The sequence below is a fragment of the Myxococcales bacterium genome (genome assembly GCA_016703425.1).
In the GTDB taxonomy this organism is placed as follows: domain Bacteria; phylum Myxococcota_A; class Polyangia; order Polyangiales; family Polyangiaceae; genus JADJCA01.
The window spans coordinates 21,539-33,127 of sequence record JADJCA010000024.1 but is presented as its reverse complement, the minus strand read 5'-3'; the positions used below and the strand labels follow the sequence as shown (position 1 = coordinate 33,127).

General features: G+C 68.5%; 8 protein-coding genes. 3 read left to right on the top strand and 5 right to left on the bottom strand.

Translation table 11 applies throughout. The annotated features are described in order from the left end of the window. Window positions 1-4 precede the first annotated feature (4 nt). The 3 genes from IPG50_32125 (at window position 5) to IPG50_32115 (ending at window position 6,846) form a co-directional block, all read left to right on the top strand. Window positions 5-2,980 (top strand): hypothetical protein, encoded by a 2,976-nt coding sequence (locus tag IPG50_32125; protein MBK6696803.1) that lies wholly within the window; start codon window positions 5-7, stop codon window positions 2,978-2,980. Between the two features lie 158 nt (window positions 2,981-3,138). Beyond that, on the top strand, window positions 3,139-5,496 hold the full coding sequence (locus tag IPG50_32120) for an SUMF1/EgtB/PvdO family nonheme iron enzyme (GenBank protein ID MBK6696802.1): 2,358 nt from the start codon (window positions 3,139-3,141) through the stop codon (window positions 5,494-5,496). A gap of 258 nt (window positions 5,497-5,754) precedes the next feature. After that, complete coding sequence (locus IPG50_32115) at window positions 5,755-6,846, top strand: hypothetical protein (protein MBK6696801.1); 1,092 nt, start codon at window positions 5,755-5,757, stop codon at window positions 6,844-6,846. Window positions 6,847-6,917: 71 nt separating this feature from the next. On the opposite strand, the gene IPG50_32110 is transcribed toward IPG50_32115, so the two are convergent. The 5 genes from IPG50_32110 to IPG50_32090 all read right to left on the bottom strand — a co-directional run bounded on the left by IPG50_32110 (window position 6,918) and on the right by IPG50_32090 (window position 11,432). Then, window positions 6,918-7,259 (bottom strand): hypothetical protein, encoded by a 342-nt coding sequence (locus IPG50_32110; GenBank protein ID MBK6696800.1) that lies wholly within the window; start codon window positions 7,257-7,259, stop codon window positions 6,918-6,920. Further along, window positions 7,256-7,741 carry a hypothetical protein gene (locus IPG50_32105; protein MBK6696799.1) on the bottom strand — a complete coding sequence of 162 codons (486 nt, stop codon included), beginning with the start codon at window positions 7,739-7,741 and terminating at the stop codon, window positions 7,256-7,258. Before IPG50_32105 ends, IPG50_32110 begins: the two co-directional genes overlap by 4 nt. Continuing rightward, window positions 7,735-8,562 carry a hypothetical protein gene (locus IPG50_32100; GenBank protein MBK6696798.1) on the bottom strand — a complete coding sequence of 276 codons (828 nt, stop codon included), beginning with the start codon at window positions 8,560-8,562 and terminating at the stop codon, window positions 7,735-7,737. The genes IPG50_32105 and IPG50_32100 overlap by 7 nt, the downstream gene beginning before the upstream one ends. 91 nt (window positions 8,563-8,653) lie before the next feature. Next, window positions 8,654-9,295 (bottom strand): protein-L-isoaspartate(D-aspartate) O-methyltransferase, encoded by a 642-nt coding sequence (locus IPG50_32095; protein ID MBK6696797.1) that lies wholly within the window; start codon window positions 9,293-9,295, stop codon window positions 8,654-8,656. Window positions 9,296-9,416: 121 nt separating this feature from the next. Continuing rightward, window positions 9,417-11,432 (bottom strand): OPT/YSL family transporter, encoded by a 2,016-nt coding sequence (locus IPG50_32090; protein MBK6696796.1) that lies wholly within the window; start codon window positions 11,430-11,432, stop codon window positions 9,417-9,419. Window positions 11,433-11,589 lie beyond the last annotated feature (157 nt).

The following is an 11,589-nucleotide window of genomic DNA, read 5'->3' as shown; positions in this document are numbered from 1 at the left end:
GGCGATGCACATCGCCGATGACATCGCGCTGCTGCCCGCCGACGCGACCGCGCTTACCGAGCTCACCTACGAGGTCAACCTCTCGCGCTTCGGCGCGAAGCTCCCACCGCCCGTTCTCTGGTCTCTGACGAAGCTAGAGCGCCTCGTTCTCAACTGCTACGCCCTCGAAGCGCTCCCCGACGACATCTCGGCGCTCACCGAACTGCGTGACCTAACCATCATCAGCTCGCGCTTTCGCTCCCTTCCACCGAAGCTCGCGCACCTCCGCAAGCTGGAGTCGCTCGAGATCGTCTCGGAACAGTTCAAGGCGATCCCCGAGTGCGTACTCGAACTACCGAGCCTTCGATCACTGAAGCTCCGCACGACCCTCGACACGGTCCTCGACCTCTCGCCGTTGACGAAGCTCGAAACGCTATGGCTGAGCGCGTACCGGCAAGCGCTCCCGCGATGGCTCGAGCGCCTGCCCGCGCTGCGCGAACTGCGCGTCCTTGACGGCAAGCCCCACCTGCCGCTGCCCGACTGGTTCTGGGCCATGGGGCAGCTCACGCGCCTTGGCCTTCAATACTCCGCGACGGCGGAGCATCCGCCGCGGCTCGACGCGATGCCGCAGCTCGAGGCCCTGTGGCTCCGGAACAACGAGCTCTCGGGCTTTCCAGCGGCCATCGCCAACATGAAGGGGCTCAAGGCGCTCACGATCGATCGCGACACGCTCGGTGCGTTCCCTTCCGCCCTCTTGTGGGAAGGCTCACCGCTCGAGGTGCTGCAACTCACGCGAACGAAGCTGCGCGAGCTGCCCTCAGAGATCGAGCGCCTCGCGCACCTCCACACGTTGGTCCTCACGGAGAACGCGCTCAAGGGGCTTCCGGATTCGCTCGCGACGCTCCGGCGGCTCAAGGTCCTCTACTTGAACGACAACGCCATCACCTCGTTGCCCGAGGACGTTGGTCGGCTCGGCGGCCTCGAGGACCTCAACGTTCACAAGAACAAGCTCACCGCGATTCCGCCCAGCATCGGAGAGCTCAAGAGCCTTCGCTCAGCGAACTTCGCGGCGAACCGTATCGCCGAGCTGCCGGCGTCGTTCTTCGCCCTAACGACGCTCCGCTCCCTCGCGCTGGAGAACAACCTGCTCGCCGAGGTGCCAGCAGGGCTCAGTCGTCTTACGGGCCTTGAATCGCTCACGCTCCAGAGCAACCCGGCGACGAAGGGCCAGAAGAACAAGGCCGCCGAGGCGATCCTTCAAAGCCTTCGCGCCCGCGGCGCTGGAGCCGACGCCGACCTCGACTCGGACGCCGTGACGTTGCGAGCACGCCTCGAGACGGCAGACCTCGACGGCGCGCGCCAGCTCGCGCGTTCGCCAGCCCTCACGGGTTCGCTCATCGCCCTGCTTGACGATGACAACGCCAAGGTGCGCGGGCGGGCCCTTGGCCTGCTGGCGGAAGTGCTCGACGATCCCTTCTCCCAAGCGATAGCGGGCCTTCGCGTCGTCTTCGCTGGAGCCATGAAGGGCATCAAGGTCGCCGCGGCCAAGGCGCGTCTCACGGCGGCCGGCGCCGCCGTCGACGCGAAGGGCGACGCGCTCGCCGCCGGAGCCGGCGCCCTCGTCGTGCTTGGTGAGCGACCGGGCCTCGCGTCGCCGCTGCAAGAAGGAGCGCGCCTGGCGGCCCTTCCACAACTCCAGGCGTGGCTCGTCAAGGACGCCGCGCCGCACCTCATGGCCGTGGAGACGCAAGATGAAAGCGCCGAGGGCATGGGCGAGCTCTTGCGCAGCGCCGCCGGGGAGAACGTCCTTCTGGGCCTCAAGCTGGCCGAGAGCGGCGGAGTGCCGGCGCCGCTGTTGCCGCTCCTCTTGGCGCTGGGGCGGGCCCACGGCGACGCGAAGATTCGCAAGAACGCAGGCCTGCTCTTCGAGCGTTACGCACCGGCGCCGCTCAAGCTCGCGGTCTCTGCGGCCCTTGGCAAGAACACGTTGACAGAGGGGCTCGACGACAAGGCCGACAAGGCCTACCGCGCCCTCGCAAACGTCGACGGCTTCGCGAGCCGGAGCTTTGCGCTGGAGGTGCTTCGCCTCTCGGGGATCGGTGTTGGATTCCTCTTGGGCGAGCCGCCACCTTGGGGACTCAAGGCGCTTCGAGCGTTGATGAAAGGCGGCGAGCTTGCGCTGGAGCGTCGCGCCAAGTTCCGCGCGCTCCCCGATGACTTCGGCGACCTCGGCGACGAGCTCGTGACCTTGCGACTTCACACGGGCGCCCTCACGACCCTCCCATCGAGCTTCGCCCAATTGGAGCGCCTCGAGGACTTGGACCTTGGCCACAACGCCCTCCTGGCGGTGCCGCCCGAGCTGGCCCGGCTGCCCAAGCTTCGTCGCCTTCGCTTCTGGGCTACTGCGATGACCGACCTCACCCTCCTCGGCGGGCTCACGCCGCTCGAGGATCTCGAGGTGGACTACGCCAACGTGGCCATGCCCATAAGCCTCGCAAGACTCACGAGGCTGCGTCGTCTCGCGTGGCATTCGACGGGGACCCTCGAGCTGCCAGGCGCGCTCACCTCGCTGGAGAAGCTCGAGGCGCTCGACCTCAGCGGGTGCCGTCTGACGAGCCTTCCGGCCGAACTCGGACGACTTCCGCTGAGGAAGCTCGTCCTGACGGGTAACCCCTTCGAGGAGCTGCCGCAGTGCATCTTCGACCTCGCGCGTCTTGAATCGTTGACGCTCACGGTCTGCAAGAACCTGCGTACGCTCCCGGAGCGGCTCGGCGCCATGCGCGCGCTCCGCACCCTCGACCTCACGGAGCTTGCCCAACTTCGCGCGCTGCCCCCCCTGCCCTTCGTCGAGGATCTCTCCATCGCGTACACCAAGCTCGCCGACCCGGTGGCCTCGCTCCTCCCCATGAAGAGTCTGAAGCGCCTCCGCGCGAAGCTGACGCCTGCCGAAGAGGCCGAGCTCAAGGCAGCGCTCCCGGGTCTCACCATTCGAGGATCGTAGGCCGACTACTTGGGGAGGACACGTCGCGGAGGACGACGACCTCGACGCCCGCGAGGCGCTTGCCGGCGAATCGTGCGTGGGACGTGATGGCTCGGAACCGCCGAGTGGAACGCCGGTACGTTCACACCAGCCGCCGAGATTCTCGTAGCATCGTCCGCGTGAGGTTTTCTGGCCCGCCTGGACCGGCCGTTCATCACCCCGTGCGGCGCGCCGCGTTCACCGCGCTGGGCGTGCTCGGCTTCGCCCTCCCGCTGCTTGCGCCGGCGTGCTCTGAGGAGCCACCCAAGGTCGGCGGGCTCATGCTCGTCGTTCGCGAGGACGCCCCCCTCGGCCTCGATCGGCTCGTCATCGAGGTAAGTGCGCGCGGAACACTCCTTCGCCGCAGCGACCTTCGCGTCCCCGAAGATAGTGGCCTGCCGACGACGCTGGCCATCGCCTCGAACGGCGAGCGAGCAACGGCCGTGAGTCTCTCGGTCAGCGCCTACAAGGGCGGCGCCCCCGTCGATCGCCGGGACCACCTCGTCGAGCAGGTGCCAACCGATCGGGTCGGGACGGTCGACGTCGTGCTGAGTTCCCGCTGCGCGAGTCGGGTGACCTTGGTCGGCTCGGAGGCACGCTCGACGTGCGGCCCCGGCGAGACCTGCAACCCAGCGAGCGGCGCATGCGCGTCGGCCACGCTGAACGGAGCCGCACTGCCCACCTTCGAAGCGGGGGACGAGGATCGGCCACCGAAGGTCGAGGGCGGCGCCGTGTCGAGCGACGCGTCGGTCCCAAGCGACGCGGGCGACACCGACGGCGGCGCGACGGACGGCGCCCCTTCCGCCGATGCGAGCAAGGGTGGCCTCGTCGTGTGCGCCGGCGCAACGGAGAAGCGCTGCGCGAACACGTGTGTCAGTACGCTCGATCCCGACTACGGCTGCGCCGCATCGGCATGCCAACGCTGCGATATCGACGGCTCGACGGTCTACTCGTGCGTCGCCGGCAAGTGCAACATCGCGGCCTGCAGGCCCGGGTACAAGTTCTGCGGCGATCGCTGCGTTTCCGTCGACGACCCGGCCTACGGTTGCGGCCCCACGGCGTGCAATGCGACCGCCTGCCCTAGCGTCCCGGCGGGCCAAACGAGGACCTGCGAGGGCGGAGTCTGCAAACTTGGCACCTGTTCGCCGACCACGAAGAAGTGCGGAAACAGCTGCGTCCCCTTCTTGCGCCGCTACGGCTGCGCCAGCACGTCGCTATGCGCCGATTGCCCCGTGGACGAGTCTTGCCAAGGAACTCCCTCTGCATGCGGCTGCACGCCCGACCCGGTCACAGCGTGCAAGGACCAAGAGTGCGGGCCCACGGTGGACAACTGCGGCAATCCCATCACCTGCCCGGACACGTGCGGACCGCTTGCCCCGTGCGGCGGCACGAAGTGCGGCTGCGTCCCCGACCCGCCGGCCGTAACTTGCGCCGGAAAGGATTGCGGCACGACAGTTGGAAACTGCAACCAAATCGTGACGTGCACCAACAAGGCATGCACGGAGGGCCTGGAGGCCTGCGGCGCGGTCACGCCAAACCAATGCGACCTTCCCCCCTCGTGCGCCGGCGGCGGCGCCGGACGCACCGATTGCCGCGGGGAGAGCTGCTGCTTGTCGATCCTCGTTCCCGGCGGGGCCTTCAACCGCGCGAACAGTGCAGGCACCCCTGCCACCATCAGCGCCGTCCGCGTGGACAAGTACAAGGTCACGGTTGCGCGGTTCCGCCAGTTCGTGACGGCCGTCGTCGCCGGTTGGCGACCGGCACAAGGCGCCGGCAAGCACACGCACCTGAACGGTGGACGCGGGCTTGTCCTACCGGCGGGCGCGGCGCCCCCCCATGAGAGCGGCTGGAGCGCGCCGTGGAGCAGCTTGCTCGCAGCTTCGGCAAGCTCGTGGACCACCAACCTGGCGGGCACATTCGCGACGTACACGCCGACGCCGGGTGCGTCGGAGGCCCGGCCCGTCTCGAACGTAACCTGGCCCGAAGCGTTCGCATTCTGCATTTGGGACGGCGGGTTCCTCCCGAGCTTCGCCGAGCTCAGCTTCGCGTGGACCCACGGCGAGGAACAACGCGACCACCCTTGGGCCGGCAGCAATCTGACGACGACCGAGGTCGACTTCTGTCCCAGCTCCCTGCCCGATGGCGGCCCGGGGCCCGCATGCACCGCCGCTCTTCCCGTCGGCTCGAAGCCGGCGGGAGACGGGTTCTACGGTCATGCGGACCTCGCGGGCGGCGCGTACGAATGGACCGCAGACGGCTATGTCGGTGGTACGCCGGACCTGCCGACCCCCTGCGTCGATTGCGCCGGCACCATCTATACAACGGCGGCCATCACCTCGCAGCGCGCTGTGTTCCTCGGCGCGTCGTCCTACACGAGCTCAACGGACAAGACACGAGCGTCGGGGTACGGCATCGAATTCCTGACGAACCGTACCGTCGCGTCGTTTGGGCACCCCTACGCCGGCCCGCTGGGGCTCCGCTGCGCACGCCGCCCGTGACGGCTGGCAGCGGTGGTAGCCTCTTGCGTGCGACTGGCGTCGCCAGGTGCGGCGCTTCCAAAGACCTTCGAACGGGAGTCGAGCTTGAACGTCAAAGTGCTCCGAGCGGGATGGTTGACCCTCGCGGCGGCATGCGCCGCGAGCGCGTGCTCCGGTGGTTCATCAGACCCAGGCGCGAAGACGGAATCCGCCCCGCCTGGCTCGAGTTCGTCGGGTGGCTCGAGCAGCGCCGGCGCGAGTGCGAGTGAGGGGGGCGTCGTGGCCGACGCGCCGACCACCCTTGATGCCAGTCAGCTCATCGACGCCGGTGCCCCTCTTGACGCCGCAAGTACGTCCGATGGTGATGCCGGCCCGGCGGCCAACGCCGGCTACGATGTCAGCGCTCGAATCGCCGCCTTCAACGCCCGACTCGTCGCGGTTCGGGTCGCGGCGGGGCAGTCGGCAACCTCGACGTTCGCTCCCCTTTCGCTACCGACGCCACCAACGCTGACCGCGCAGCTAACGGTTTCCAACGCGACCGAGATGGCGGCCGCTCTGGCCATGAGCAACGTCGAAGTCACGTTCACGGGCAGCGGCTTCACCGCCACGCTCAACCTGAGCGGTCGACACGATCAGCGGTGGATCTTCCCGGCCGGCTTCACGCTGACGGCACCGCCAGACGGGTACGCGATCCAGTACGGCAACGGCAGTCGCATCGAGCTGGTAGGCACCGGCGGCCGCGTGGTCGGCGGCACGTTCGGCGCACCCGTCGACTTGCGCGTTCGCGGCATGGACATCCGCACGCGCACCGATAGCTCACAGATCTACCTCGACACGCATTCGATGGAACCGTGTTCGCGGGTCTTGATCGAGAGCAGCTACTGGTTCGCGCGCTCCTACGCCATGCTCTACGGCCAGTGCACCGACTTCGTGGTCGGCAACAGCGAATTCGTCAGCGCAGGTGCACACGCGACCTCTCGCACCTCCGCCAGCGACCTCGTCCTGTGGATGGACAGCCGGCTCGTGACCCAGGGCACGCAGCAGCTCTTCCGGGCGCACGCTGGCACGAACCGTTTCGCGGGGTGGAATCTTCGCTTGGAGGGGAGCACGGGGATCTACATCGGGCCTGCGGGCGCCGCGGGCGTGAACGTGCAGGACCTCGTCTTGCTCGACAACGCCTATTACGGAGCGGGCCAGGCCATCCACGCGCCGTACACTTCGAGCCTGGGCGCCAACGTGACCATGGCCACGGTGGTCGCCAACCGCGCGTACACCACCTGGACCGACGAGTTGACAGCGGGCCCCGGCTGGATCGTCAGCAACAATTCCGTCAGTGCGCCGGTGAGCGCACCGCCGTGGAGTCGACAGTAAGGGACGCTGTCCAGGCACGAGCTGGCCCGAAACTCCCCTCGCTTGCGCGCCAAGCCGACGCCCGTCGCCGCTCAAAAGACGAAGTACAGGTCCAAATCCGGCACGACGGTCTTCTTGGGCAACACCAGGTTCACCATCGGCACGCTGTAGTTGCCATAGCCGAGCCCGGCGCGCAGGTTGAAGGTCCCCCACGAGAAGACGACGCTCGGCACGATGGAGAACGCTTGGGGAAAGTCGAGCGCGTTCGTCGCTCCCACGGACTGCACTTCGACGCTGGTGAAGGCATCGGGTCGGAAGGTCGCCGAGAGGCGTCCGCTCGTGTTTTGGAACGCGAGGTATCGCCCCGCAAGGACGAAGGCTGTGACGCGCGTCGCGCGGACCTCGAGGTTCGCGAAGAGCTGCAGATTGCTCACCGCGGCGAGGCCATCGAGCGCCGCCGCGTCGTAGCTCCCCTTGAGCGTGACGACCGTATACAGCAAGCCCCCGACAGCGTTAGGCGCTCATCGAAACGGTACGACGCCCCGAGCTCGAGGGGCACGATGCCGAGCTCGGCGCTCCCCACGCTCTCCTTCACGGCCTTGGGCGCGAACCGCGAGAGACCGAGGCTGGCGCTCAGCGAGAGCGGGTCCCCACCGAAGTAGCGCCACTTGACGTGGGCGTTCGCGAAGCCGACGACCCAAGGCACGGCGTAGGTCCCGAAGGTGATCCGGTCCCAGGGCCCCCATTGTTGCTTGAAGAGACCGAGCCGGACGGTGCTCTTCTGGAGCGTGTAAGCGGTGTCGTCGGTGAGCCGCTGCTCCTCTGTGTGGTGCGCCCGGGCGTCCCGCGCCGCCGTCACGGCCAAGCCGATGGCGAGCCCCGCCGTCACGAGAAGCCGGCGCGGCGGCGCTACCATGCGCTCACGCCGCCCTGCTCGCTGAGGCACCCCGCCAGATCGCACGTGAAGGTTCCGTTCTTCGCGCGAACGCCCGTGGCGACGAGCGCGGACGACAGCGTGACGACCACCTGCCCGCCGCCAGCCGGGACGAGCACCTCGACGGCCGACGCGCCAGGCAAGAGGCGCACGGCGACGTCGCCGCGCACGGCGCGGTCATCGATCTGCGCCGACGCCCCGAGCGCGACGACGATGGGTCGCGTTCCGATCTCGCGAAGCGCCACCGGGCCACCGAGGTGGATCCGAAGGTTCGTCGCGTCGCCACCGGCGCGGTCGATGAGAAGGCGGGACGCGCCGACGAGGAGCTTGCAGCGCTCGGCGATGCCCCAAATGACTGGGTCGAGCTTGACGTCGGTGAACGTCACAGTGAGCGCGAGCGAGCCGTTGGCCGCCACATCCGGCGGCGCCCCGGCAGCCCAGCCCCCGCAGACGCGCGTGACCTTCGCGAAGCCTTCACCCTCGAAGAGCGGCGCGGCTTCGGTGTTTGGTTCGGTGGCGACTGCGCCCGCATCGCCGCCCTGCGAGGAAGCGACGGCCGCACGGACATCGTCGACGAGCTTCTGGGGAAGGCCGAGGCCCACGAGGCCCTTCGCCGCCTCGTCCGCCGCGGCCTTCACGGCGCTCTTCGTCGCGTCATCGAAGGTCCCCGTGGGGGCCTCGAAGACCATGAGCACATCGGCCATGTCGGGCGGCGGGGGCTTGTCGATGGTCTCACGCCGACACGCGACGGCAGACGGCGCCAGCGCGGCGAGTGCCAAGGCGAAGAGCGCGGAGCCACGCATCCCGCGCGGAGAGTACGAGGATCGGTCGGGATGTTCCACCGCGAGCAGTGTTCGCCGGTGCGACAGCGTGCTCGGGCTCACGGGCGCGCGGCTACCGCTCGTGAAACCCCTCGGCGCCGATGAGCCGTACGAAGCGGACGTCGCTCAGCTCTTCTTCACGATACCGAATGGCGCTCTCGCGCGTGATGCGTACGAGCGTCTGCGTCTTGTCGCCGACGGGCACCACGAGGCGCCCTCCCACGGCGAGCTGAGCGAGCAGCGGCGGTGGCACCTTGGGTCCGGCGGCCGCCACCGCGATCGCGTCGTAGGGCGCGTGCTCTTGCCACCCCAGCGTGCCATCGCCCTCGATGACCGTCACGTTGCCGTACCCAAGTCGAGCGAGGCGGTCTTTGGCCACGTGGGCCAACGCCGGCATGCGTTCGATGGTGAAGACCTCCCGCGCGAGCAGGCTCAAGATGGCCGCCGCGTAGCCCGACCCGGTGCCCACCTCGAGCACGCGTTCGGTGCCCGACAGCGTCAGCGCCGCAGCCGTCAGGGCCACGATGTACGGCTGCGAGATGGTCTGGCCGAGGCCGATGGCGACGGGCTCGTCGGCGTAGGCGACCTCCGCATGACGGGCGCTCAGACCTGGGTCCATGGGCACCGGGATGAACTTCTCGCGCGGCACCCTGCGAAAGGCGTCCAGCACGCGCGGGTCGACGATGCCGCGCGCGGCGAGCTGTTCGTCGACCATGCGAGCTCGGAGGTGGGCCGGTTCCTGCATCGGCTGCAACGTGCGCATCGCGAGGCAGAAATGAAAGGGGGGCGTCGCTCAAGGCGGCTCGGGCGGGCCTCACGATTCGGGTGGTGAACGCCTACTTCGGCAGGACCCCGAGGACGTCGCGAAGGACGATCACAAGGACACCCATGAGACCTTCGCCGGCGATGACCCCGCTCGCCGTCGTGAAGGTCCATCGCTCGGCCGCCGCCGGCTTCAGCTTCGCGAAGACGTAGGCCGACAGCGCGCCCAAGAACATGGCGAGGCTGTCGTTGGCGTCGATAACGAGCGCGATGCCGAGCCCCGTCGCGCTCGGCACCCAATTTCGGTACCGCGGTGGCGCGAACTCGTCGAGGACGGCCAAGAGCGCGCCGACGGCCGCGCCCACGCCGATGCCCATGAGCGCGAGCTGTGGGAGGTTCGACGGGCCATCCTTAAGCAGCTTCGCGACGCTGGCCCACGCCACCGCAGACGGCGCCGCGAGGTCCACGCCGAGGCGCTCAGGCTTCGCGATCACGAGGTAAATGGGGACACACGCCAGCGCACCGACGAGCACGCCGACGAGCTGCGCGAGGAACTGCTTTCGCGGCGCGGCGCCGAGCAAATAGCCCGTCTTCACCTCCGTCAGCAGATCCGCCGAGTGGGCTGCGGCGCCTGCCGTCACGGTGGCCGTCATGAGGTTGGCCGTGGCGTGGCCGGGCATGAGGACGCCGAAGACGAGCTGCGTGATCTTTCCCATCGCACCGATGGGCGTGATGTTCGTCTCGCCGGTGGCGCGAGACGCGACGACGGACAGCACGAACGCGAGGCCGAGCGAGACGACGCCGAGCGCCAGCGGGACTTCGAACCAGGCGTGCTGCATGACGAGGCAAGCGATGGCGGTGATCGCCAACCCGAGGCCGAACCACGAGGGGGGCACTTCGACCGCGGCCAACGGGTCGACGGACGCGGCGCCACTCTTTTTTCGGACGAAAGAGAGAACCCCGGACAGACTCTTGAGGGCGCGACCGATGACCCGAAAGCGAAACGCGAAGGCGACGAGGCTCGCGCTCACCATGAGGGACGTGCCGGGCCAAACGCTCCACTTCGCGCGAAGCTCGCGGAACAAGAGCTCGGGCGACCGAACCGGCAACACGTGGATAGCTTCGCAGGCCTTCTGGAACGCCCGGAAGGCCACGGGGTCTTGGGCCACCTCCGGCGACGCTACGCGGAGGACGCCGTGATCGAGGAGCCAAGGCCCCAGCAGCGCGTAGTTGAAGACCGCTCCAACGAGGAGGCTCGACGCCACCTTCAGTCCGACGACGACGCCGGCCGCGTAGAGCAACATGCTCGTATTCAGACGGAACGACCACGCCGTGATGGGAAGCCCATGGAGGCGACCGGGTAGCGGGATGAAATCCGGCAAGAGCTTCAGGACGCCGACTTTGGCCTCGAGCACGAGTTTGACGACGCCGGCGAAGAGCGCGCCGACGACGAGGGCGCGCGCCTTGCCCAGCGCCGCCTTGCCCGAGGCGTGCATCGTTCGAATGGTCTCGGCGCAGACGAGCCCCGTCGGGAAGCGGAGCTGCTCCGCGTTGATCATGCTCCGCTTCACCGGCACGGCGATGACGACGCCGAGCAGCGCGGTGAAGAAGAGCCAGGCCACGAGCATCGGTCCCGTGAGCTCGGGCAAAACGAGCGTCCCATCGCGACTGAGCATCGTGAGGGCAGGAATCGAGCTGACGAGCCCCGCGCTCGCCATGTAGGCCGCCGCCGACGCCACCGTCTGGGACGTGTTCGTCTCGAGCGGAGAGAGCGGCGCCATGCGCGGAAACGCGCGCCCGGCGGCGGCGAACAGCGCGAAGGTGAGGACGCTCGACGTGATGCTCATGCCGAAGATCCAACCGACCTTCAGGCCGATGTAGAGATCGCTGATGCTCAAGACCGCGCCGAGGACCGCTCCCGTGAGGACCGCGCGAGCGGTAAACTGCGGAACGTCGGGCCGGTACACCTTCTCGAGCCACGCGCGGTCCCGCGCCTCGATGGCCGCGGGTTCCCGCAACGGCTGGGTGTCGATGGGGAACTCGTCGAGCAGGCTCGGGCCATCGGAGCTGACGGGCGGGGGTCCACTCATGGGCGCGCAGTCTGCCTCGATCGGCGCCGGCACCGGCGACAAAACCGGACCACGCAACGCGAGCCGGTCATCCCCGGGTCTGCCAATCGACCGGCTGTGAAGAGAGCCTGGAGAAGTCGTGGAGCGCTTGGGGAAAACCACTGAACAGGAATGGCCC